We start from the raw sequence: 24,273 nt of genomic DNA on the forward strand, positions 1-24,273 counted from the left end.
CCTAGCCCCGGCGCAACCTGACCGGGGCTTCGCCAAACGCTCTTGAAAACGCTCTGGAAAATGCCGCGGCGGACGAGAATCCCGTCCGCCCGGCAATATCCGCCATGGCCACGCGCGTGTCGACCACCAGCCGGCGCGCAGCCCCCAGCCGCAGCCTGAGATAATAGGCGCCAGGCGTCTCGCCGATCGACTTGCGAAAGATGCTTTCCAACGTCCGCGCCGTCACGCCGGCACGCTTGGCGATGGCTTCAATGGTCAGCGGTTGGTCGACATGCGCTTCCATCAGCCGGATGGCCTGCGCCAGGCGTGGATCGTAGCCATCGAGCCGGCCAAGCGAGACCAGCGGCTGCGCATCCGTCGCCACGCGTGCCTGGTCGTAGATGAACGCGCTTGCCACGTCGAGCGCCACGGCCATGCCGAGCCGGGTGCGAATCAGGTGCAGCATCAGGTCCAAGGTTGGCGACGCGCCACCCGTGGTGAACACCGGCCCATCGATGATGTACCGATCGGGGCGCACGTCGACGCCGGGAAACGCCGACGAAAAATCTTCCATGTCCTCCCAATGGGTGGTGGCGCTACGGTCTTCCAGCAAGCCGGCTCGCGCCACCAGCCAGGTGCCCGCCTCGACACCGCCGCAAGCGCGGGCCGCCCGCGCCGCGCGGCGCAGCCCGGCGAGCAAGGCAGACGTGGCATAATTCTGCGTACCGAAGCCAGCGACCACGACCAGCACATCCGTCGGCTCCGTCGCGTCGAACCGGCCGCTGACCGCCACGGGCAGGCCGCATGTCGTGACCGGCGCCTCCCCGGTCACCGAAACCAGCTTGAAGTCGAACAGGGTCTCGCCGGCGATGCGGTTGGCGGCCCGCAGCGGATCGACGGCGCACGCCACGCACATGATGGATGCCCCGGAAAACACCAGCAACGTCACTTTGAGCGGCGACTGCTCGGCGCGAAAGATTGTCGCTTTTTCGTTTTTTATCATGTCGTCTTCGTAAAGCGCAAAGCAGTCTCCCGCAAGTCGCGCAATGCTGTGCGGGTCCCTGTGCATGTCGTTATCCCAAAACCGGTTCCCACTTTTGGGCGACATGCATGGCTGTTCGAATTGGGAGGAGAATTCCATGCCGCTTGCGATGAACCGTGAGGTCTTCATTACCTGTGCCGTGACCGGGTCCGGCGGTTCGCAGGATCGCTCGCCGCATGTGCCGCGTTCGCCCAAGCAGATCGCCGATTCGGCCATCGACGCGGCCAAGGCCGGTGCGGCCATCGTCCACTGCCATGTCCGCGACCCCGAGACCGGCAAGCCCAGGCGCGATGTGCATCTCTACCGCGAAGTGACCGAGCGCATCCGCGACGCCAATGTCGACGTGGTGCTGAATCTCACCGCCGGCATGGGCGGCGACATGGTGTTCGGCTCGCCGGAAGCGCCGCTGCCGCTCAACGAAAAAGGCACCGACATGGGCGGCGCCACCAACCGCATGGAACATGTGCGCCAGTGCCTGCCGGAAATCTGCACGCTCGACTGCGGCACCATGAATTTCGCCGAAGCCGATTACGTCATGACAAACACGCCCGGCATGCTGCGCGCCATGGGCGGCATGATGACGGCGCTCGGCGTCAAGCCGGAGATCGAGGCTTTCGACACCGGCCATCTCTGGTTCGCCAAGCAACTGGTCGAGGAAAAAGTGCTCAACCCCGACGCGCTGGTGCAGCTCTGCATGGGCGTGCCGTGGGGCGCGCCCGATGACCTCAACACCTTCATGGCCATGGTCAACAATGTGCCGTCGACCTGGAACTGGTCGGCCTTTTCCATCGGTCGCAACCAGATGGCCTATGCGGCTGCGGCCGTGATCGCCGGCGGCAACGTCCGCGTCGGTCTCGAAGACAATATCTGGCTCGACAAGGGCGTGCTGGCAACCAACGCCCAGCTGGTCGAGCGCGCCGCCAGCATCGTCACCAATCTCGGCGCCAGGATCCTCGGGCCGGAGGAAGTGCGCAAGAAGCTCAACCTGACCAAGCGGGCGCCGATCGCAGCCGCGGCGTAAAACGGCGTCTGATCATGACTACCGTCAAATTCACCGCGATGAAGGATGGCGACAGGCAAGATTACGAGTTCCTGACCGCCCATGAAATCGACCATGCCGCCAAAACCGGCGAGCGGCTGCTCGACGCGCTGGTGCAGCTCGACGAGGGGCTGTCCGGCTACAAGATCACCCGGCTCGGCCATTCGTTGCAGGCAGCGACGCGCGCCTGGCGCGACGGCGCCGACACCGACTGGATCGCCTGCGCGCTACTGCATGATATCGGTGACATCTACGCGCCCTACAATCACGACGAATACGCCGCTTCGATCCTGAAGCCCTTCGTGCGCGAGCAATGCACTTGGGTGGTGGAAAAGCATGGCGACTTCCAGCGGCTCTATTACGCCCATCACCTCGGCGGCAACCGTCATGCCCGCGACCGCTTTGCCGGCCACGCCTATTTTGACGATTGCGACCAGTTTTGCGAGCGCTGGGACCAATCGAGCTTCGACCCCGATTACGAGACACTGCCGATCGACTTCTTCCGGCCCTTCGTACTCGAGGTCTTCGCCCGCAAGGCCTACGACCCGTCCGTGATCCGCGCCGGCGCGCGCGTGCCTCTCATCGATCCCGAAACAGCCAGGACAAGAACCGGAGCTTCCGCATGAGCATCATCGACAAGGCGGCCGCCATTGGCGGCGGTGTCATCGGCGCCGGCTGGGTGGCGCGGCTGCTGCTCAACGGCATCGACGTGTCGATCTTCGATCCCGATCCGGAGGCCTCGCGCAAGGTCTCGGAAGTGATGAAGGGCGCGCGTCGCGCCTACAAGCAGATGGTGCCCGGCGGCCTGCCGAAGGAGGGCAAGCTCACCTTCGCCAGGACCATTGCCGAGGCGGTGGCCGATGCCGACTTCATCCAGGAAAGCGTGCCGGAACGGCTCGATCTCAAGCACCGCGTGCTGGCCGAGATCGACGCCCATGCGCCGGCCAATGCCATTGTCGGCTCGTCCACCTCCGGCATCAAGCCGACCGACATGCAGGTGGCGATGAAGAAGCATCCGGAGCGACTGGTCGTCGGCCATCCGTTCAACCCAGTCTACCTCCTGCCGCTGGTCGAGATCGTCGGCGGCGATCAGACCTTCCCCGAGGCGATCGAGGTCGCCAAGGAGATCTATGCCTCGATCGGCATGAAGCCTGTCGTCATCCGCAAGGAGATCGAGGCCTTCGTCGGAGACCGGCTGCTGGAGGCAGCATGGCGCGAGGCGCTGTGGCTGATCAAGGACGGCATCTGCACCGTCGAGGAACTCGACGACATCATGCGCTACGGCTTTGGCCTGCGCTGGGCGCAGATGGGCATGTTCCAGGTCTATCGCGTCGCCGGCGGCGAGGCCGGCATGCGCCACTTCATGGCGCAGTTCGGTCCATGCCTGAAATGGCCGTGGACCAAGCTGATGGACGTGCCGGAATTCAACGACGAGCTGGTCGACCTGATCGCCACCCAGTCGGACGACCAGGCGCATGGCCTGTCGATCCGCGAGCTGGAAAAGATCCGCGACGACAATCTGGTCGCGATCATGGATGCGCTGTCGAAGCAGAACAAGGGCAAGGGCTGGGGCGCCGGCGCGCTGCACAAGGACTACACCAGGCAACTGGCCAAGCTGGCGGCGAAGAAGCCGGCGGCTTCCACGGCGGCCGAGAAGGCCAAGGCTTCCAAGCCGGTGAAGAAGGCGGAAAAGCCAAAGAAAAAGAAGAAGGGCTGAGGGCATGGATTTCGGTCTTTCGGAGGAACAAAAACTCATCGTCGAGACGACGCGCGCTTTCGTCGAGAACGAGCTTTACCCGCATGAGCGCGAGGTCGAACGCACCGGCGTGCTGCGCCGCGAGCTGATCGAGGAGATCAAGGTCAAGGCGATCGAGGCCGGGCTCTATGCCGCCAACATGCCGGCGGACGTTGGTGGCGCGGGCCTCGATACGGTGACCTGGCTGCTCTACGAAAAGGAGCTCGGCCGCGCCAACTACGCGCTGCACTGGACCTGCGTCGCGCGGCCTTCCAACATCCTCCTGGCCGGCACGCCCGAGCAGCGCGAAAAATATCTCTTCCCGTGCATCCGTGGCGAAAAGTGGGACTGCCTGGCGATGACCGAACCAGGCGCTGGCTCCGACCTGCGCGGCATGAAGGCGTCAGCCGTGCAGGACGGCGACGACTGGGTGCTGAACGGCACCAAGCATTTCATCAGCCACGCCGATCTCGCCGATTTCGCCATCGTCTTCATGGCTTCGGGCGAAGAGGATTCGCCGCGTGGCAAGCGCAAGAAGATCACCGCCTTCTTTGTCGACAAGGGCACCAAGGGTTTCACGGTCCGCGACGGCTACCGCAACGTCTCGCATCGCGGTTACACCAACGCCATTCTCGAATTCGACGATTGCCGCCTGCCGGCGAGCCAGGTGCTCGGCGAAGTCCACAAGGGCTTCGACGTCGCCAATTCCTGGCTAGGCGCCACCCGCCTGCAGGTCGGCGCCACCTGTCTCGGCCGCGCCGAGCGGGCGCTCGGCCATGCGGTGGAATATGCCGCGCAGCGCCAGCAATTCGGCCAGCAGATCGGCAAGTTCCAGGGCGTGTCGTTCAAGCTCGCCGACATGGCGACCGAATTGAAGGCCGCCGACCTGATGGTCTTCGAAGCTGGCTGGAAATACGATCAGGGCACCGTTACCGACCAGGACATGGCCATGGCCAAGCTGAAGGCCACCGAAATGCTCGCATACGTTGCCGATGAAGCGATCCAGATCCATGGCGGCATGGGCCTGATGGACGACCTGCCGCTGGAACGCATTTGGCGCGACGCCCGCGTCGAGCGCATCTGGGAAGGCACGTCGGAGATTCAGCGACATATTATTTCGCGGGCGCTGCTGCGTCCGTTCGGAGCTTAGAGCATGATGCGTCAGAGCCGGGATTCGGTTTTGTCGGGCAAACGAGATCGTTTGTCCTGAGATGCTCAAACGAAAAGATGACCATGCATAAACTCGAACGTCTCCTGCGCCCGAAATCGATCGCCGTCTTCGGTGGCGTGCAGGCCGCCGCCGTCGTGGCGCAATCGATCAAGATGGGTTTTGCCGGCGAGATCTGGCCGGTGCATCCGTCCAAGGACGAGGTAGCCGGACGTAGGGCCTATCGGTCCGTCGCCGACCTTCCCGGCGCGCCGGATGCCGCCTTTGTCGGCGTCAATCGGCATCTGACCATCGAGGTGGTCAAGGAGCTGGCCGAACGTGGCGCCGGCGGCGCCGTCTGCTTTGCCGCCGGCTTCCTCGAGACCGAGGCCTATGACGATGACGGCGAACGGCTGCAGGCCGAACTGGTCGCGGCAGCCGGCCAGATGCCGATCATCGGCCCGAACTGCTACGGCCTGATCAACTATGCCGACGGCGCGCTTTTGTGGCCTGACCAGCATGGCGGCATCCGGCTGGAGGAGGGCGGCAAGGGTGTTGCCATCATCACCCAGTCCTCCAACATCGCCATCAACATGACGATGCAGAAGCGCGGCCTGCCGATCGCCTTCCTGATGACCGCCGGCAACCAGGCGCAGACCGGCCTCTCCGAAATGGCGCTCGGCCTGATCGAGGACGAGCGGGTGACATCGCTCGGCCTGCACATCGAAGCCTTCGATTCGGTAGCCGGCTTCGAAAGGCTGGCGGCACGGGCGCGCGAACTGAAAAAGCCGATCATCGCCATGAAGGTCGGCCGTTCCGAACAGGCCAGGCAGGCGACAGTCTCGCACACCGCCTCGCTGGCCGGCTCGGATGCGGCCTCGGGCGCTTTCCTCAGGCGGCTCGGCATTGCGCGCGTCGATTCCATCCCCGCCTTCATCGAGGCGCTGAAGCTGCTGCACATCACCGGGCCGCTGCCTGGCTACAGGCTGTCGTCGATGAGCTGTTCGGGCGGCGAGGCTTCCGTCATGGCCGACAGCGCCGAAGGGCGCTGGGTCAACTTCCCTGACCTGACCGACACCCATCGCGCCCATGTCAAGTCGACGCTCGGGCCGCTGGTTGCAGTCGCCAACCCGTTGGACTACCACACCTTCATCTGGAACAACGAGCCGGCGATGACCGCCACCTTCACCGCCATGGTGTCGGGCGGCTTCGACCTGAACATGCTGGTGCTCGACTTTCCGCGCCCGGACCGCTGCTCGGTCACCGATTGGTGGGCGACGCTGCGCGCCTTCGAATCGGCACTGAAGACCAACAACGCGCATGGCGCGATCGTCTCCTCGCTGCCGGAGAACCTGCCGGAGGAATACACCGCCGAGCTGATGGCGCGCGGCATGGTGCCGCTGTTCGGTATTTCCGAGGCCATGGATGCCGCAGGCGCGGCAGCCTTCATCGGCTGGGCATGGGCCGAACCGCAGGCGCAGCCGGTCGACACATCCGCTGCCGGCGCCGCCGGCGGCGAGCATGTCACGCCCGACGAGGCTGAGGCCAAGGCGCGGCTGATCAAGGCCGGGCTCCCCGTGCCCAAGGGCGAGCGCGCCGGCAATGCGGTCGAGGCGGTGATTTCCTCGATGGCGCTCGGCTTTCCCGTGGCCCTGAAAGCGCTGGGCGTTACCCACAAATCCGAGGTCGGCGCTGTCCGGCTCACCCTCAAGGACGCCGAATCCGTCAGCACGGCGGCGCATGATCTGCTGCCGCTCGGCACCGGTCTCTATGTCGAGCGCATGGTGCGCGACGGCGTCGCCGAACTGATCGTCGGTTTCACCAGGGATCCGATGTTCGGCGCTGTCATGACGCTGGGCACAGGCGGTGTGCTGGTCGAACTGCTGCGCGACAGCGTCACCTTGATGTTGCCGGCAACCCGCGACGACATCGAGGCGGCGTTGCGTGGATTGAAGCTGTTTCCGCTGCTTGAAGGCTATCGCGGCCGGCCGAAGGCCGACGTCGCGGCCGCCATCGACGCCATCGCGGGCATTGCCGCCTTCGTGCAGAAGAATGCCAGCGAGATCGAGGAACTCGACATCAACCCGCTGATCGTCTGCGTCGAAGGCAAGGGCGCCTGGATCGCCGACGCGCTGCTGGTGCTGGGAGAGAACAAGAATGTCTGATGTCATTTCGACCCGTCGCGAAGGCTCGATCCTCGAGGTCACGCTCGACCGGCCCAAGGCCAACGCCATCGACCTGAAGACCTCGCGGCTGATGGGGCAAACCTTCAAGGCGTTCCGCGACGATCCGGAACTGCGTGTCGCCATCGTCAAGACCGCCGGCGACAAGTTCTTCTCCGCCGGCTGGGACCTGAAGGCGGCTGCCGGCGGTGACGCGGTCGACGGCGACTACGGCGTCGGCGGCTTCGCCGGCCTGCAGGAACTGCGCGACCTGAACAAGCCGGTCATCGCTTGCGTCAACGGCATGGCGGTGGGCGGCGGCTTCGAGCTGGCGCTGTCCTGCGACCTCATCTACGCCTCCGACCACTCCTCCTTCGCGCTGCCCGAAATCCGCGCCGGCACATTGGCCGATGCGGCGACGATCAAGCTGCCGAAACGCATCCCCTACCATGTCGCCATGGACCTCTTGTTCACCGGCCGCTGGATGGATGTCGCCGAGGCGCATCGCTGGGGCCTGGTCAACGAAGTGCTGCCCAAGGACAAGCTCGAGGACCGCGTCTGGGAAATCGCCCGCCTGCTCGCCAGCGGCCCGCCGCTGGTCTTCGCCGCGATCAAGGAGACCGCTCGGGTGGCGGAAGCGCAGACCTTCCAGGACGCGATGAACAAGGTGACGCGCCGGCAGTTGGCGACGGTCGATGCGCTCTATGGTTCAGAGGACAATATGGAAGGGTTCCGCGCCTTCGCCGAAAAGCGCGATCCGGTGTGGAAGGGGAAGTGACTTTACCCTCCCTTGATGGGGAGGGTCGGACCGAAGGTCCGGGGTGGGGTGAAGCGCCGCCACCCCCACCCGCCGCTTCGCGGCGACCTCCCCCATCAAGGGGGAGGTGAGGGAGTATCATGACCGACTACACAAAACTCATCGACGCCGAGACCTGGGCCTTCATCGAGCGGACCAATTCCTATTATCCGCCCGATACGATCGACTATACGATCATCCAGCAGCGCGAGATTTATGACCGTATGTGCCGGGAATTCTTTGCCGGCTATCCCGAAGGGGTGGCGGTCGAAACCTCGGCCATTGCCACGCCCACGCACGATATCCCGATCCGCATCTACCGAAGCGCCCCGCAACCGGCGGCGACAGTGCTCTACATCCATGGCGGCGGCTTCATTCTTGGCGGGCTAGACAGCCATGACGATATCTGCGCCGAGCTTTGCGCCCGCACGGGCTACGAGGTGGTCTCCGTCGATTACCGGCTCGCTCCGGAGCATCTGCATCCGGCAGCCTTCGACGACGCGATGAGCGCCTTCGCATGGGCGGCATCCACTCGCGACTGCCCCATCCTGCTCTGCGGCGACAGCGCCGGCGGCAACCTCTGCGCCGCTGTTGCTCACGCTACACGCGGCCACGCGAAACGGCCGGCGGGCCAGGTGCTGATCTATCCCGGCCTTGGCGGCGACCGCTCGAGGGGCTCCTATGTCCGGCACGCCGATGCGCCGATGCTGACCATGCGTGATCTCGAATTCTACAAGCATATTCGCACCGGCGGGCGGGATCGGACCGGAGACATAACACTCTCGCCGCTGGCCGATGCCGACTTCGCCAACCTGCCGCCGACGGTCCTCATCACCGCGCAGTGCGACCCGCTGTCTTCCGACGGCGAGGCTTATCGTGACCGCATCATCGCGGCGGGCGGGCGGGCCAGCTGGGTCGAGGAACCGGGTCTGGTGCACGGCTATCTCAGGGCCCGGCATACGGTCGGTCGCGCCCGTGAAAGTTTCACCCGCATTGTCGATGCGGTGATTGCCATCGGCCGGAGCACCTGGCTCTGGTGAGCGATCTTCCTGTCGAGTGAGCGATTGCACGGACGTGAGCGGACGCGGCCAGGCGTAATGCAGGCGCAATGCAGAGCAGGCAGACCCACTCCGTGGGTGGCCGGCAGCAGGAAACAACCGCAATTATGATCAGGTTCGCAACCGCGTTGGCGCTCCTCCTTTGTGCCGCGTCGCTAAGTGCGTGCGTCGACACGGACGATTACCGCCACCGCCCCTGGCGCGACCGTCCTTGGCGCGACCGTGACCACGGACCCGACAGGCCATGGAGGCCAGACAGGCTATGGCGCCCCGATCGCCCCCACAGGCCAGACTGGCCGAGCAGGCCCGGTCGTCCGGACAGACCAGATTGGCCGGACGGGCCGGATCGTCCCGACAGACCGGATCGACCCGACTGGCCGGACAGGCCAGATCGCCCGGATCGGCCAGCCAGGCCCGATTGCGGCGGACCAGCGATCGATTGCGCGCCAGCGCCGGATGTACAACCCGGCGGGCCGGACTGCGCCGGTGGCCCGGCGACGACGCCGTCGCCCGACTGCATCGAGCCACGCCGCCCGCGCCGAACCCCGTGATCGCGAGACATATGCGGTTTTTATGAGTCAGGCAAAACCTGCTCTCCGCCGGTCAGGCCTTCTTCATGGCGCGCGATCCAGTGGCGTTCGCCATCGCGTCCAACGACGAAGCGGTGAAGGATGGGACGTTTTCTGCAACAAGGGAAACTCATGGCCTCCGCGAACATCATGACAGCCATATATGAAATGGCGTTCAGGGTGCCGGCGTCTCGCCAGGAAGCGCCGGGGCGAGAGCCTCTCCCATCCCGAAATAAAGCGAGGGATTGGCCTCTATGTTGGCCAGCGCGGTTGCAGATAATGGCGGCTGTCTGGTCGCGACGCAGTGGTTCGTTGTCACAGTGACACTCAGGTCGTTATGGGCCGCGACGGCGACAATCGGACCCTTGCAGGGTGGAAATGAAGAAATATCGATCACAGGCGTGAGAAAAGTACCATCCGACGTATTCACCAGCCGGATTTGGCTGTCTGCACTGATGGCGAGTATTTCCCTGTCCGGTGAATAGGTGATCGCTATCGGTACCTTGATCGGCAGTCCGACTTCGGGCGTCGTCCACAAGGTTGCCAATGGTGGCTCTGCTGGTGGAACGAGCCATGGCAGCATCGATCCGGCCCATGCCAACATGCTTGTATCCGAAGATACCTTTAAGTCGGCAATTTCCTGGAAGGCGGAAGCTAGAACGAAAGACCCACCGCTTGCGATCAATAGGGTCGCGTCGTGGATATTTGTATCGCTGTCTTCGGTCAGCGCGAAACTTTCAGGTGGCTGGATGAGCTGGCGAGTGAGGAGTTCTGGGGCGCCGTCGGTCAATTTGTAAGCCCAGAGTTCCAAGGCGCCGCGGGGAGCTGCCGCCGGAGCCGCGACCAGAATGGCGTCATCGGTCATTGCTACCGCACTAACGCGTGTAAGAGGAAATACCGTCGGCGCCAGCACGATCATATTCTGCAGGTCGATCAAGGACCATGAATGCCCTATGCCCTCGCTAGCATCGTCTGCGAGGGCCAGATAGCGACGGTTGGGAGACATCGAGAGGTCTCCTCTGGCCAGATAGTAGAACCCGTCCTCCACGCACTGGCCGACATCGACTTCCGTTCGAAGTTCACAGATGAGCCATTCGGCCCATGCTTTGCCCATGACCTTGCTAAGTGCGATGTAGCGCTTGGCGTCTGGCCCTCGAAAGACGTAGTAGCAACCCTCGTTGTTAAACGATAAGTCGTTGACTGAAGGATTATCCGCGGTGCTGTCGTCAAAATGCAGATTGCTGTCTTCGCGGCGATCGAGGGTGAAAAGCATGTTGCCATAGGCGCATCCGGACACAGATGGATCATCTTGGGCAAGAGCGCCTGCGACGGACGACCAAACGTTTGGCTCCGACGAAATTGCTGGAAAGCGGAATGACGGAGGGGCTTCTATCGACAATGGTAGAAGACAGGTTTTCGTGCGTGCGGTTTGTTCATCCAGTTTCGCTTGAGCGGCCTTGTATTGTTCCGGTGTCGGGTCATCATCATTGTCCGGCAACCCAAGGACAGGCTCGATCGAAGCACAGTCTAAGCTCGCCGCCGGGTAGCCACTAAAATAGGTCCCTTCGCCCCGCTGCAAATCTACATCGATCACATAGTGAGGAGTGTGATCCTCCTCCGGCTGCGCGACGTCAAACTCCACAGCGACGTGGCTGCTGCCCTTCAATCGCCACATGTTCACATGCGAGGCGTCGTATCCTTCCTCGTCAATCGACGTCTTCCATCTGACCTGCCCGGTCCGATCGTCGATCGCCCATACTGACCGTCCCTCCCCAACCAGAACGAACGTATGGAATTCGGCCGAATGGTATTCGACAATTGGGCGGCGTACCGAAAGTCTGATGGGCCGATCCCGGATCAGATAGGAGCCGTCGCCCCATTCATAAACAGTATCCGTTCTCAAGCCGCTGCTGGCTGTGTCAAATGACTTGAGCCGCTGTCCCGCGAATCGCGCGAGAATGTGCGCCGAGTCGCTGTCGCTTGGCGAATGGGCCAGCCTCAGCAGCGCCAGGAGCGCTGTGGGGACCGACCGGTCAGACTGCATCTGGATCGCGGCGGTTTGGTATTGCCGTCTATAGCTTTCCTCGGCAGCCGCTCGACGGGGCGCCAGATAGGCAATATTCCACACCAAGAGAAAGGTCATCAGATAAACACAGATCTTGACGGGATCGGCTAGACGCAAAAGGGCATAGAAAATGCCTTTGGGTATCGTGTTTGGCGGAAACGGCAACCCATCACGCGGTTTAGCCGCCGCGGTCAAAACCGGTAGCCACCATTCGCGCATAAAGACATCGGGATCGACGCCCGCCGGCTTAAAATAATGCCCATGCCCGCCAGGAAAAAACCGGTTTTTTACGTCAACGCCTATAAAGCCGTAGAACCCCACTCTCCCAGCCATGCCCGTGAACAGCACGAAAAGCTGGCTTAGGATCAGGACGTTGTCGTCCCAGCCGCAGTCGTTGAGTACCCGTTGGATGCCTTTTCCATTCATTCGGCTTCTGGCGACCACCGCCGACCAGTCGAAAGAAGACCGCAATACGCTGGCGGCCAGAATGATCGTTTCTATTCGCGGAATATCCGGTGGTTTCATGCCACGGATAGCGTGAGCGACGATATGTGTGCCGAAAGAATGCGCCACTATCGAGAAATGAGCCTCGGGATTATCTTTCACCAGTTGCTCAAAATGCCGGCGAAATGCCCTTACGGCCAGCCATCGTGCAAACGGTATAAGGAAGGCCAGGACGCTGAAATATCCAAAACGGTAGCGTTCTGTAACAATTGAGGGCTTGGCGACAGTTAAGATATCGCCGAGACGGTCCTGCCACTGACCAAAATCTCGAATCCCGTGCACCGCGATCACTATGTGTTTTTCGCGCATTGCTGTCCCCGGAAGCACAGCAATGTAGCCGACGACTGCAGCGTTGTCATCAATGCTCTATAAAAGTAAATACCCCGCCACTATTTCCACAAATCATCGCCTGGCCGACGCTCCCGGCATAGTCGACTTGGTAGAACGTATCTGTGAGACTACCGGACGAGGAAATAAGAGTCGCTGCTCCGGTATGGCGAATTAGAGCAATTCCAGGAAAAGTGTGAGCGGTTTTCCGTCCGGAATTGCATCAAAAGAGTTAGAGGCGGGCTTTGGCGCCATGGTTTCACGCCACCGAGCGGCCCGCCGCCCGGCCGGCGCCGCGGCCGGAGAAGATACAGCCGCCGAGGAACGTCCCTTCCAGTGCGGCATAGCCGTGCACGCCGCCGCCACCGAAACCGGCTGCTTCGCCCACGGCATAGAGCCCGGGTACCGGCTGGCCATCGGCGCCCAGCACGCGGCTGTCGAGATCGGTCTGCAGGCCACCCAGCGTCTTGCGGGTCAGGATGTTGAGGCGCACCGCGATCAGCGGGCCGTTTGCCGGATCGAGCATCTTGTGCGGCCTGGCCGTGCGGATCAGCCGGTCGCCGAGATAGGCGCGGGCGCCGCGCAGCGCGGTGATCTGCATGTCCTTGGAGAACGGATTGTCGAGCTGCCTGTCGCGGGCGCGGATCTCGCGTTCCACCTGGGCAAGTTCGAGCAGCCGCTCGCCGCCAGCGAGCGCGTTCATGCGCGCCACCAGCTTCGAAAGATCGGCCTCGACGATGAAATCCTCGCCCTTCTCCATGAAGGCCTTGACCGGACCCGGAATGCCTGATGTCGCGCGGCCAAGCACCTGGCGCCAGCTCTTGCCGGTCAGGTCCGGGTTCTGCTCAGAGCCCGACAGCGCAAACTCCTTCTGGATGATTTTCCTGGTCAGAATGAACCAGGAATAGTCGAAGCCGGTGCTCATGATGTGGTTGAGCGTGCCCAGCGTGTCGAAACCGGGATAGAGCGGCACCGGCAGGCGCTTGCCGCGCGCGTCGAGCCACAGCGAGGACGGGCCGGGCAGGATGCGGATCGCATGGTCGGTCCAGATCGGCGCCCAGTTCTTGATGCCCTCGACATAGTGCCACATGCGGTCGCGGTTGATGATCGAGCCGCCGGCCTGTTCCGTGATGGCGAGCATGCGGCCGTCCACATGGTCTGGCACGCCGGTGATCATGCGTTTCGGCGCCGTGCCCAGCCGCTTCGGCCAGTTTTCCCGTACCAGTCGATGATTGCCGCCGATGCCGCCGGAGGCGACGATCACCGCTTGCCCATGCAGCTCGAAATCGCCCGAAATGTCGCGCGAGCTCTTGTGGCCACGCTCGACGGTGCTCGGCTCAAGGATATCGCCGCGCACGCCGGTCACGGCAGCGCCCGTCCGCGTCAGTTCATTGACCCGGTGGCGGAACTTGAAGCTGACCAATCCGCGCTTCTGCGCCTCGCGCACGCGCAGCACAAAAGGCTCGATCACGCCCGGGCCGGTGCCCCAGGTGACGTGGAAGCGCGGCACCGAATTGCCGTGGCCGATGGCATTGCCGCCGCCGCGCTCGGCCCAGCCGACGACGGGAAAGAACTTCAGGCCGCGTTGCATCAGCCAGGAGCGTTTCTCGCCGGCGGCGAAACCGACATAGGCTTCGGCCCATTTGCGCGGCCAGAAATCCTCCGGCCGGTCGAAAGCGGCGGTGCCCATCCAGTCCTCAAGCGCCAGATCATGCGAATCGCGGATGCGCATGCGCCGCTGCTCGGGCGAATCGACGAGGAAAAGCCCGCCGAACGACCAGAATGCCTGGCCGCCCAGCGACTGCTCCGGTTCCTGATCGACGATGATGATCCTCTTGCCCGCCTCGGCAAGCTCGGCGGCGGCAACCAGCCCGGCAAGGCCGGCGCCGACTATGATCACGTCCACGTTTTCAGCCATTTTTCCTCCCAGAATTAGCCGGCTAACGCAATTCCAGGAAAAGTGTGAAGCGGTTTTCCGTGCGGAATTGCGTCAAGGTAAATGTCAGACGGCCTCCCAGCCGTCCTTGCCCCCGGCGCGGAAGATGGCGTCGATGACCTTCTGGTTGAGCACGGATTCCTCCAGCGTGAAGACGCGTTCCTTGCCACCCTGCGCCGCGCGCGCGAAAGTCTCGACCTCCAGCCGGTACTGCTGCGTGCCGGGGAAGCGGAACACCTGCGCCTCGGTGTGGTTCTGGTTGTGCAGTTCGACGCGGTGATGATCGTAAAGCCCGGCATTGAAGGGCGAAAAGACCTCGATGAAACCCTTCTCGCCGTGGAACACCATCACCTGACGCGCCGCCATCTGCGTCGACAGATAGAAGGACAGTTCGAAATCGCCGAAATCGGCGCGGATCGAGGAATAGATGTCGGTTCCGAATGTCTTGTCGCGCTCGATCGTCGCCTGCACACGGCTGGGCTCCTTGCCGGTCGAGAAGCGCGTCGACACCGTCGGGTAAACGCCGATATCGGGCAGTGCGCCGCCGCCGAGGTCGAGCTGGTTGCGCATGTTGTTGGGGTCGACATTGTAATAGGAGAACGCGCCCTGCACATGGCGCAGCCGGCCGATGGCGCCGCCGGCGATGAGGTCGCGCACCTTGATCCATTGCGGGTGGTAGATGACCATGAAGGCTTCGCAGACCAGCACCTTCTTGGCGTCGCGCAGCTTGATCAGCGGCGGGATATCCTTGGCGTCGAGCGCGAGAGGCTTCTCGACCAGCACATGTTTTCCGGCTTCGATCGCCTTTGCCGTCCATTCGACATGCTGCGAGGTCGGCAGCGGGATGTAGACGCCGTCAATGTCCTTGGAGGCCAGGAGTTCCTCATAGGAGCCAAAGGCATGGCGGGCGCCGAAGCGCTCGGCCAGGGCCTTGGCTTTCGACAGGTCGCGGCTGGCGATCGCCGACAGCACGCCGTTCTCCGCCTCGACGATTGCCGGCAACAACTGCTCGCGGCCGATCTTGGCCGTCGACAACACACCCCATCGGAACATCGTGCTTCTCCATGTCGGTAATATCAGACGAGGTTTGCCCGAAATCGACGGAAAAGCCAATGCGATGTGCTGGTTCCTCGCCCCACGCGTTGCGGGCGAGAATGCCGCTACCCCCGCTTCCCCGTCAGCGTCATGTCGAAGTCGACGACGTTGGAATAGAGCGGCGTGCCGACATCCATGCCGTAGCGTGACCGTAGCACCTTGCCGGTGACATGGAATTTGATCGTGCCGCCCTTCAAACCGTTGAGCTCGGCGGTGAATTTTTCCGCAAACGTCTTGCCGCGTGCCGTCAGCCTGCCGGTGACAAGGGCTGACGTGTCGCCGGTGCGGGTCACGCTGGTCGAGCGGAATTGGATCTCGGGGCTGTTGGCGGCATCGAACACCGCATCGGAGCGCAGGAAGGCGTCGATGCGGCCCTGGCCGGTGCCGACGCTTTCCGGATAGATGGTAAGGTCGACCTTCGAGCGACCGACATCGCCATTGTCGATGCGGATCGTGCCCTTGAAGCGGGCGAAGGCGCCATCGAAGCCGCCGCCGCCGGCCTTGCCTATCGTGAAACGGATGCTGGAGCCCGCCGGGCTGACCGTGTAGCTGCCGGCGGCGTCGCTCAACGCCACCGCCGCGGCTGCGGGCACGGCAAGGCATGCGGCAAAAGCCGCGAATCCAAGGATGCGCGCATGCATGGGATTGTTCCTTTCCTGGAGGCAACGCGTTTCGCGTCCTCACCCCACAAACGCGCTGGCCGCCCCCTCTATTCCCCACCTGACGAAGGTGTGATCATGCGCGTGAGCACGCTATCGCGCAACACGAGGTGATGGCGCAGGGCCGCCGCGACATGCAGCGCGACGAGCGCGATGCCGACATAGGCGAGATACCAGTGCGCTGCCGCCCAGAAGCTTTCGGCGGCGTCGGATTCGGCGAGCGGCAGGTTGGGCATCACGAACAGGTTGAACGGCATGGTCGGAATTTCCAGCGTCGACACCGAGACCAGCGCCCAGCCGGACAAGGGCAAGGCGATCTGGAAGGCATAGAGCGCCAGATGCGCGAGCGGCGCCGTACGCCGTTCCAGCGCGCCGACCGAAGCCGGCAGAGGCGGCGTCGCATTGCCAATGCGCCAGGCGATGCGCAGGATGATGAGTCCAAGTAGGAGAAAGCCCAGCGATTTGTGCAGCTGGATAAGCTCGAAAGAGGTGCGCTGGCTGGTCAGCCGCACCATGATGAAGCCAAGGGCGAATTGGCCGATGAAGATGATCCCGATCAGCCAGTGGAGGAGGATGGTTGCCCAGCCGTAGCGGGTGGAGGTGTTGGTGATGGCAGATTGCATGATTGGCAAACGCCACCGAATTGCGTTTTCTTCCCGACGGCAGCGCTGCCCCTCATTGCCCTGCCCGGCATTTCTCCCCGTAAACGCGACGAAAGAGGCTGTCGCCGATGGGTTTCGCCAATCTCAGAGTCTTAGGAAAAGGCGCCGGCCTGGCGGTCAGCCCCTTCTCCCCGTTTGCGGGAAGAGGGGGCCGGCAGGCAGATGAGGGGCGGCGCCGACGGTTGGTAATTTTGATTATCAGCGTCGAGGCGTGATATTGTCACGCCCCTCATCCACTTACCTTGAAGAAATCCACAAACGCCCGGAGCGCCGGGCGCATCTGCCTGCGGCTGGGATAGTAGACGAAGAAGCCCTCGAAAGCCGGGCACCAGTCCTCCAGCACGCGGATCAGCCTTCCGTCGGCGAGCGGCGCCCGCACATAAGGCTCGAAGACGAAGGCGAGCCCGGCGCCGTCGACCACCGCCTGGGCGATCAGATGGTCCTCGTCGAGGATCAGCGGCCCTTGTGCGGCAATCTCGATTTCCTCGCCGTCCTTTTCGAATTCCCAGCGGTAGAGGATGCCGCTGGAGAAGCGGAAGCGGATGCAGCGATGGTCGGCGAGGTCGCGCGGATGATGCGGTCTGGGCATGGTCTCGAAATAGGATGGCGCGCCGACCACCGCGCCGCGCATGTCCGGCCCGATGCGCACCGCGATCATGTCGCGCTCCAGGCTCTCGCCGAGCCGCACGCCGGCATCGAAACCACCTTCCACCACATCGGTGAAGCGATCCTCGATGACGATCTCCAGCACGATGTCGGGATAGGTCGATGCAAAGGCGCCAAGCCGCGGCGTCAGCACCAGATGCGCTGCTGTGCGCGGCACGCTGAGCCGCAGATTCCCGGCCGGCCGGTCGCGCGACTCGGCCGCCGTCTCCAGCGCCAGGTCGATCTCCGATAGCGCCGGCCGCAATCGCTCCAGCAGTTGCGCCCCTTCCTCGGTCGGCGCGACGCTTCGCGTACTGCGCGCCAAGAGCCGCACGCCAAGCCGCGCTTCCAGGGTGGACACCGCATGGCTGACCGCCGATGGCGCGATAGCCAGTTCCCTGGCCGCGCCGCGAAAGCTGCCGCATTGGGCAACGGTAGCCAGCACGGCCAGTTGTGAGAGATGCGCTCGGCTCATTGATCTATTTCTTAGAACGACCCGTGCACAGATGAGCCGATTATCGAGCATGGCGCAAGGCGCTACATCAGCGGCATCACAACAAGGAGACGCGTGATGCAAACCCGCAAGCTAGGAACTGAATTGAACGTCTATCCCGTCGGCCTCGGCTGCATGGGCATGAGCTTCGCCTATGGCGGCCAGTCGGAGGCCGAGGCGACCGCCACGCTGCACCGCGCCGTCGAGATCGGCGTCAACTTCTTCGACACGGCGGAAGTCTACGGCCCTTACGAGAACGAGATCCTGCTCGGCAAGGCGCTGAAATCGGTGCGTGACAAGGTGACGATCGCCACCAAATTCGGCTTCAAGATTCTGGAGGAAGGCACCGGCCTCGACCGCATGGCCGGCGTCGACAGCCGTCCCGAGCACGTCAAGGCAGTCGCCGAGGCCTCGCTGAAGCGGCTGGGCACCGATGTCATCGACCTCTATTACCAGCACCGTGTCGACCCCAACGTGCCGATCGAGGACACGGTCGGTGCCATGGCCGAACTGGTGCGCGAGGGCAAGGTCCGCGCGCTAGGCCTGTCGGAGGCAAGTGTGGCGACCATCCGCCGGGCGCATGCCGTGCATCCGATCGCAGCCGTGCAGAGCGAGTATTCGCTGTGGAGCCGCGATCCGGAAGACGGCGTGCTCGCCGTCTGCCGCGAACTCGGCATCGGCTTCGTTCCCTACAGCCCGCTCGGCCGTGGCCTTTTGACCGGCACCATCGCCAGGCCCGAAACGCTTGACGATGGCGACTGGCGCCGCACCTTGCCGCGCTTCCAGGCCGAGGCCATGGAAGCCAACGCCAAGGTCATCGCCACGCTGGAAAAAATGGCGGCGGAAAAGGGCGTGACTTCGGCGCAACTGGCACTGGCCTGGGTGCTGCATCAGGGCGACTTCATCGTGCCCATCCCCGGTGCACGAAAAATCCGCCATCTGGAGCAGAACACGGCGGCGGCGGGGATCGCGTTGAGTGCTGCCGAAGTGGCGGCGATTGGTGACGCGCTTTCGCCGGATAAGGTAATGGGCAAGCGTTATACGGAGGAGTTGCTGGCGCTGGTGAACGGGTGAATGGCCCTTATAGGCAAGGGGCCGAGCAACTTGGCCCGACCCCTTGTTCTTCTGTCACGCGTATTGAATGAGAACCCACGTCACAGCCTTACCTTTGTAAGGCGGGAACGTGTTGCCCTTGGCAATTGGGGCGGTGGTGGTGTCATGGACACTATCCACCTTCCATACGCCGCTCTCGGGGCAAGTTTCACCCGTACGTCTTTTAGTCCCGATGGGGGTCTTTCCCCCGCTCAGATAATTCATTGTGATATCCTTTCCACAATGACCACAGCTGTCGGGGGTTGACGCGGATTCACAATGCTGATTCAACAGCACTGTCTTTCATCAAGACCGGCCCAGCTCCCCCGACGGGTTAAATGCTGGGTCCGAACCAAGGGTCGATCGCAGTTGGCGCTGCGGTCGGCCTTTGCCTTGATTCGGATCGACTACTACGAATCCGGGTAACGCAGCGAAATGCAAGCGCCCGTGGGCGGTTTCCACCGATCGTTTCTGGCCAAACATCTGTTTTTCACAGGAATTTTGGTCATCGGCTCTCTCAGCCCCCGTTTCCTGCCCCGACAGGCCATGGCCCGGGCGCTCAGTACGCTCCTGAAAAAGACTTCAACGCCGATACTTTACATCCTACCAAGGCACGACTGATATCTCTGGCCAGTTGGCCTTCGCGCGGGCGCCCTTGGTCTCGTGCGTTTTGCGGTTGTCCAGCGCCCGGTTCGGCATGACACGAAACGAGAAGACGTCATCAAGGCCGAAGGGCGCCACCAGGTGAAGCTGCCCATCCGCGCCAAAATGGACGCCGACCGCATGGGTCTTGGAAGCGAAATAGGAAAGCGCTTCAGCAGACGAGGAAAGCCTGGGATAGGTGTCGCCAAAGCGCGCTTCGTACCAGAGATGAACTCGCGCCTGGTTGCGTACTTCGACCGGCAAAGTCAGGCCTTCGAATTGCACGGCAGCACGGCGGATGACCGCATCCTCGGCCTCGTAGGACAGGTCCGACTCGTCGAAATAGAATAGGTCGACATCTTTGATGCCGTAGCCCGAAGGCTTTCCCGTCAAATGGTTCCAGATGCTGTTGTAGAGCGCGCCGGAAACGACCAGCCAGTCCGGCAGCGCTAGATCGCGCGCCCGGGCAAGCGTTTCGGCAAGCAGCGGGTCATCTGCGGCGATGTCCAGAAACGCCGAACGTTGTACGTCAAACGGGAGCCCGGAATACCGCAGATGGTCCATTACTCTTTGGAGGGCGATTCGCCACCTGCCGGCAATCCCTTACGTCCTCAGCACGCCGCCCGTCTGCTTGCCGACATTCTCGACGACGCGCTTGGCCAGCGCCTCGAAATCCTCGTCGGTCAGCGTCTTCTCCATCGGCTGGATCGACACTTCAATGGCGATCGACTTTTTGCCCTCGCCGAGCGACGCGCCTTCGAAGATGTCGAAGACCGAGACGGCTGTGATCAGCTTCTTGTCGGCCGCCAATGCGGCGCGCACCAGCGTACCGGCCTCGACCGCCTTGTCGACGACGAAGGCGAAGTCGCGCTTCACCGCCTGGAAGGCTGACAGCTCCAGCTTCGGCTTGGTCTTCGTCGGCTTCGCCTTCGGCTCCGGCACGGCGTCGACGAACACTTCGAAGCCGCAGAGCGGACCGGAAACATCGAGCCCTTCCATCGTCTTGGGATGGAATTCGCCGAACGTACCGAGCACGGTCTTCGGCCCGAGCTTGATCGTGCCGGACCGGCCGGGATGGTACCAGGCCGGACCGCCCGCCTCGATCTGCAGCCGCTCGACCGGCGCGCCGCAGGCTTCCAGTGCGGCGATCGCATCGGCCTTGGCATCGAATACGCCGACCGGACCGGAATTGCCGGCCCAGCTGCGGCCGGAGCCGTCGAGCTTGGCCGTGCCGCGGCGCACGCCGGCGGCGACGCGCCGCTGCTGGTCGGCGCCGTCGCCCTCATAGGTGCCCGAGACCTCGAACAGCGCGACATCGCCAATGCCCTTGTCGGCATTGCGCTGCGCGGCGGCGATCAGCCCCGGCAGCAGCGACGGCCGCATGTCGGACATGTCGGCGGCGATCGGGTTGGCAAGCTTCAGCGCCATCTGGCCGCCGCCGAACAGCTCGGCGTGTTTGGCTGGGATGAACGACCAGGTGACGGCCTCCATCATGCCGCGCACGGCAAGCGCGCGCTTGGCGGTGCGGGTGCGGACCTGCAGCGTGGTCAGGATCTTCGAATTGACCGCGTCATGCGCGCCGAGCGGCTGCGGCGCGATGTTGTCGACGCCATGGATGCGCATCACCTCCTCGACCAGATCGGCCTTGCCGTCGACATCGGGACGCCAGGATGGCACCGCGACCTCGACGACATCGCCCGAGCCCTGCGGCTTGAAGCCGAGGCGCGACAGGATGTCGAGGCTTTCCTCACTTGGCACCTCGATGCCGGTCAGCCGCGTCACTTCCGACAGCGGGAAGCAGACGATCTTGGGCTTGTGGCCGGCATAGCCGACGACTTCGGTCTCGGCCGGCTCACCGCCGCAGAGATCGAGCACCAGCCTCGTCGCCAGCTCGACGCCGGGGACCATGAATTCAGGGTCGACGCCGCGCTCGAAACGGTAGCGCGCATCGGTGATGATGCCTAGCGTGCGGCCGGTGCGGGCGGTGGTGATCGGATCCCACAGCGCCGATTCGATGAGCACGTCTGTCGTGTTCTCGTCGCAGCCGGAATGCTCACCGCCCATCACGCCGGCGATCGATTCGACGCCATTGTCATCAGCGATGGCGCACATGTCAGGCGTCAGCGTGTATTCGCGACCGTCCAGCGCCATCACCTTCTCGCCGTCCCTGGCACGGCGCACGACAAGGTTGCCGGCGACCTTTTTTGCATCGAACACATGCAGCGGCCGGCCGCGATCGAAGGTGACGTAGTTGGTGATGTCGACCAGCGCGCTGATCGGCCTGAGGCCAATGGCGATCAGCCTCTGCTGCAGCCATTTCGGCGATGGGCCGTTCCTGACGCCGCGCACCAGTCGCAAGGCGAAGCCCGGGCAAAGCTCCGGCGCTTCGATGACCACCTTGACCGGCGTCTCGCCCTTGCCGGGGATCTTTTCGACCGCAGCGCTTTTCAGCGTGCCGAGCCCGCTTGCCGCCAGATCCCTGGCAATGCCGTAGACGCTGGTGGCATCCGGCCGGTTCGGCGTCAGATTGATTTCGATGACCGGATCGTCGAGATGCGCATAGGACGCGAAGCTGGTGCCGACCGGCGCGTCGGCCGGCAGGTCGATGATGCCATTGTGCTCGTCGGACAGTTCCAGCTCGCGCTCGGAACACATCATGCCATGGCTTTCGACGCCACGGATCTTGCCGACCGTCAGTGTCACGTCGATGCCCGGCACATAGGTGCCAGGCGCGGCGAAGGCACCGATCAGGCCGGCCCGCGCATTCGGCGCGCCGCACACCACTTGTACGGGGGGCTTGCCGTCGCCGGTATCGACGGTCAGCACGCGCAGCCGGTCGGCATCGGGGTGTTGCACCGCCGTCAGCACCTTGGCGATGACAAAGGGTTTCAGGCTCGACTTGTCGTCGACATGCTCGACTTCGAGGCCGATCGACGTCAGCCGCTCGACGATGTCGTCGAGCGAGGCGTCGGTCTCGAGATGGTCCTTGAGCCAGGAGAGGGTGAATTTCATGGGGCTGTTCCGTCTGGTCTTTTGACGCTTGATTTCAGATGTCTCGGCAGATCGTCGGACATATGCAGGAAGGGAAGCTGCTCGCTGACATAGGCATGCAGCGTTGGCTTGAAATCGGCCGGCGCGTCCATGGCGCCGAGCATGAAGTAGATGTCGTCGTCCAGCCGCTCGTCGACATAGGCGATCGGCGAGCCGCAGACGCCGCAAAACGAGCGCGTTACCGGGCCGTTCTCGTACATCTTCAGCGCCCTGCCGGTGAACGCAACCTGATCGGACGAGAAGCCGACAAAGGCCGAGACCGGCGCGCCGCTGGCCCGCCGGCAATCGCCGCAATGGCAATAGCTGACATGATGCGGCTCGGCCGAAGCCTGGAACCGCACGGCGCCGCAGCGGCAGCCGCCGATGTGGAGCGCTGTCATGCGCTCAAGCCGCCGAACAGCGTCGGCATGTCGAGCGGCCGGAAACCGTAATGCGACAGCCAGCGCATGTCAGCGTCGAAGAAGGCGCGCAGGTCCGGCATGCCGTATTTCAGCATGGCGATGCGGTCGATGCCCATACCCCAGGCAAAGCCCTGATACTCGTCCGGGTCGAGCCCGCCGGCGCGCAGCACATTGGGGTGGACCATGCCGCAGCCGAGGATCTCCATCCAGTCCGAGCCTTCGCCGAAGCGCACTTCGCCCGGCCGCGAGCGGTCGCACTGGATGTCGACCTCGAGGCTTGGCTCGGTGAACGGGAAGAAGGACGGCCGGAAGCGCATCTTGACCGACGGCACCTCGAAGAACGCCTTGCAGAACTCTTCCAGCACCCACTTCATGTTGGCGACGTTGGCCGTCTTGTCGATCACCAGTCCCTCGACCTGATGGAACATCGGCGAGTGCGTGGCGTCGGAATCCTGGCGATAGGTCTTGCCTGGAATGACGATGCGGATCGGCGGCTTCTGCTTCTCCATGGTGCGGATCTGCACGGGCGAGGTGTGCGTGCGCAACAGCTTGCGCTCGCCCTTCTCGTCCGGCTGGAAGAAGAAGGTGTCGTGCATCTCGCGCGCCGGATGGCCCTCGGGGAAATTCAGCGCGGTGAAATTGTAATAGTCGGTCTCGATATCGGGACCTTCGGCGATGGCGAAACCGAGATCGCCGAAGATCGCGGCGATCTCGTCGATGACCTGGCTGATCGGATGGATGCGGCCGCGCTCGGCCGGCGACTGCCGCACCGGCAGCGTCACGTCGACCGTTTCGGCGGCGAGCCGTGCGGCGATAGCCACGTCTTTCAATTCGGCCTTGCGGGCCGTCAGCGCCTCGGTGACGCGGTTCTTGAGGCCGTTGATGACCGGGCCCTTGAGCTGGCGCTCCTCGGCGGTCATGGCGCCAAGCGTCTTCAGCATCTCGGACACGGTGCCCTTCTTGCCGAAAGCGGCGATGCGCACGGCCTCGATGGCCGATTCATCGGCGGCCGATGCGATGTCGGCAAGCAGTGAAGCTTCCAGGGTTTCAAGATTTCCAGCGGTGGCGTTCACGGCGAAACTCTCTCGATCGGCGACCGACACCATTTCGGTTTCGGTGTCACCATTTTGGTTACATCAGGGTCAAAGAAAAACCCGCGCCAGCCGTGCCAGCG

General features: G+C 63.4%; 19 protein-coding genes. 8 read left to right on the forward strand and 11 right to left on the reverse strand.

Annotated elements, in window-relative coordinates; translation table 11 throughout:
- Nucleotide 1 precedes the first annotated feature (1 nt).
- Nucleotides 2-982, reverse strand: coding sequence for a GlxA family transcriptional regulator (locus tag ACWGS8_RS19415; RefSeq protein ID WP_454582438.1), 981 nt, complete (start codon nt 980-982; stop codon nt 2-4).
- Nucleotides 983-1,118: 136 nt separating this feature from the next.
- On the opposite strand from ACWGS8_RS19415, the gene ACWGS8_RS19420 reads away from it, so the two are divergent.
- The 7 genes from ACWGS8_RS19420 to ACWGS8_RS19450 all read left to right on the forward strand — a co-directional run bounded on the left by ACWGS8_RS19420 (nt 1,119) and on the right by ACWGS8_RS19450 (nt 8,940).
- The gene (locus ACWGS8_RS19420; protein WP_454582439.1) at nt 1,119-2,042 is read left to right on the forward strand and encodes a 3-keto-5-aminohexanoate cleavage protein; all 924 of its coding nucleotides are present in this window, start codon (nt 1,119-1,121) and stop codon (nt 2,040-2,042) included.
- Between the two features lie 14 nt (nt 2,043-2,056).
- On the forward strand, nt 2,057-2,686 hold the full coding sequence (locus ACWGS8_RS19425; protein WP_454582440.1) for an HD domain-containing protein: 630 nt from the start codon (nt 2,057-2,059) through the stop codon (nt 2,684-2,686).
- Nucleotides 2,683-3,777 (forward strand): carnitine 3-dehydrogenase, encoded by a 1,095-nt coding sequence (locus tag ACWGS8_RS19430; RefSeq protein WP_454582441.1) that lies wholly within the window; start codon nt 2,683-2,685, stop codon nt 3,775-3,777. Before ACWGS8_RS19425 ends, ACWGS8_RS19430 begins: the two co-directional genes overlap by 4 nt.
- Before the next feature lie 4 nt (nt 3,778-3,781).
- Nucleotides 3,782-4,945: an acyl-CoA dehydrogenase family protein gene (locus tag ACWGS8_RS19435; protein WP_454582442.1), complete on the forward strand. Its 1,164-nt coding sequence runs from the start codon at nt 3,782-3,784 to the stop codon at nt 4,943-4,945.
- Nucleotides 4,946-5,028: 83 nt separating this feature from the next.
- Complete coding sequence (locus ACWGS8_RS19440) at nt 5,029-7,107, forward strand: acetate--CoA ligase family protein (protein ID WP_454582443.1); 2,079 nt, start codon at nt 5,029-5,031, stop codon at nt 7,105-7,107.
- Nucleotides 7,100-7,882, forward strand: a complete 783-nt coding sequence (locus tag ACWGS8_RS19445; RefSeq protein WP_454582444.1) for a carnitinyl-CoA dehydratase — start codon at nt 7,100-7,102, stop codon at nt 7,880-7,882. The genes ACWGS8_RS19440 and ACWGS8_RS19445 overlap by 8 nt, the downstream gene beginning before the upstream one ends.
- Before the next feature lie 119 nt (nt 7,883-8,001).
- Complete coding sequence (locus ACWGS8_RS19450) at nt 8,002-8,940, forward strand: alpha/beta hydrolase (protein WP_454582445.1); 939 nt, start codon at nt 8,002-8,004, stop codon at nt 8,938-8,940.
- 762 nt (nt 8,941-9,702) lie between these two features.
- Here the strand turns inward: ACWGS8_RS19450 and ACWGS8_RS19455 are convergent.
- The 6 genes from ACWGS8_RS19455 to ACWGS8_RS19480 all read right to left on the reverse strand — a co-directional run bounded on the left by ACWGS8_RS19455 (nt 9,703) and on the right by ACWGS8_RS19480 (nt 17,895).
- Nucleotides 9,703-12,405 (reverse strand): hypothetical protein, encoded by a 2,703-nt coding sequence (locus tag ACWGS8_RS19455; RefSeq protein WP_454582446.1) that lies wholly within the window; start codon nt 12,403-12,405, stop codon nt 9,703-9,705.
- Nucleotides 12,406-12,682: 277 nt separating this feature from the next.
- Entirely contained in the window at nt 12,683-14,341 is a 1,659-nt protein-coding gene (locus ACWGS8_RS19460; protein ID WP_454582447.1) for an FAD-binding dehydrogenase, read from the reverse strand.
- Between the two features lie 84 nt (nt 14,342-14,425).
- On the reverse strand, nt 14,426-15,412 hold the full coding sequence (locus tag ACWGS8_RS19465) for a Gfo/Idh/MocA family protein (RefSeq protein ID WP_454582448.1): 987 nt from the start codon (nt 15,410-15,412) through the stop codon (nt 14,426-14,428).
- Nucleotides 15,413-15,519: 107 nt separating this feature from the next.
- Entirely contained in the window at nt 15,520-16,095 is a 576-nt protein-coding gene (locus tag ACWGS8_RS19470; protein ID WP_454582449.1) for a YceI family protein, read from the reverse strand.
- A gap of 68 nt (nt 16,096-16,163) precedes the next feature.
- On the reverse strand, nt 16,164-16,736 hold the full coding sequence (locus ACWGS8_RS19475; RefSeq protein WP_454582450.1) for a cytochrome b: 573 nt from the start codon (nt 16,734-16,736) through the stop codon (nt 16,164-16,166).
- 268 nt (nt 16,737-17,004) lie between these two features.
- On the reverse strand, nt 17,005-17,895 hold the full coding sequence (locus tag ACWGS8_RS19480; protein WP_454582451.1) for a LysR family transcriptional regulator: 891 nt from the start codon (nt 17,893-17,895) through the stop codon (nt 17,005-17,007).
- Nucleotides 17,896-17,991: 96 nt separating this feature from the next.
- On the opposite strand from ACWGS8_RS19480, the gene ACWGS8_RS19485 reads away from it, so the two are divergent.
- Nucleotides 17,992-18,987 carry an aldo/keto reductase gene (locus ACWGS8_RS19485; RefSeq protein WP_454582452.1) on the forward strand — a complete coding sequence of 332 codons (996 nt, stop codon included), beginning with the start codon at nt 17,992-17,994 and terminating at the stop codon, nt 18,985-18,987.
- Between the two features lie 621 nt (nt 18,988-19,608).
- On the opposite strand, the gene ACWGS8_RS19490 is transcribed toward ACWGS8_RS19485, so the two are convergent.
- Genes ACWGS8_RS19490 through pheS form a run of 4 tightly spaced genes read right to left on the reverse strand, consistent with a single transcriptional unit; the run spans nt 19,609 to nt 24,205 of the window.
- A complete protein-coding gene (locus ACWGS8_RS19490; RefSeq protein WP_454582453.1) occupies nt 19,609-20,211 on the reverse strand; it encodes a nucleotidyltransferase family protein in 603 nt (200 codons plus the stop codon).
- Nucleotides 20,212-20,250: 39 nt separating this feature from the next.
- Complete coding sequence (gene pheT / locus ACWGS8_RS19495; protein ID WP_454582454.1) at nt 20,251-22,659, reverse strand: phenylalanine--tRNA ligase subunit beta; 2,409 nt, start codon at nt 22,657-22,659, stop codon at nt 20,251-20,253.
- Nucleotides 22,656-23,078, reverse strand: a complete 423-nt coding sequence (locus ACWGS8_RS19500) for a GFA family protein (protein ID WP_454582455.1) — start codon at nt 23,076-23,078, stop codon at nt 22,656-22,658. Before ACWGS8_RS19500 ends, pheT begins: the two co-directional genes overlap by 4 nt.
- Nucleotides 23,075-24,205 carry a phenylalanine--tRNA ligase subunit alpha gene (gene pheS / locus ACWGS8_RS19505; RefSeq protein WP_454582456.1) on the reverse strand — a complete coding sequence of 377 codons (1,131 nt, stop codon included), beginning with the start codon at nt 24,203-24,205 and terminating at the stop codon, nt 23,075-23,077. Before pheS ends, ACWGS8_RS19500 begins: the two co-directional genes overlap by 4 nt.
- Nucleotides 24,206-24,273: the final 68 nt, after the last annotated feature.

It is taken from the genome of Mesorhizobium sp. 43Arga (genome assembly GCF_053714255.1).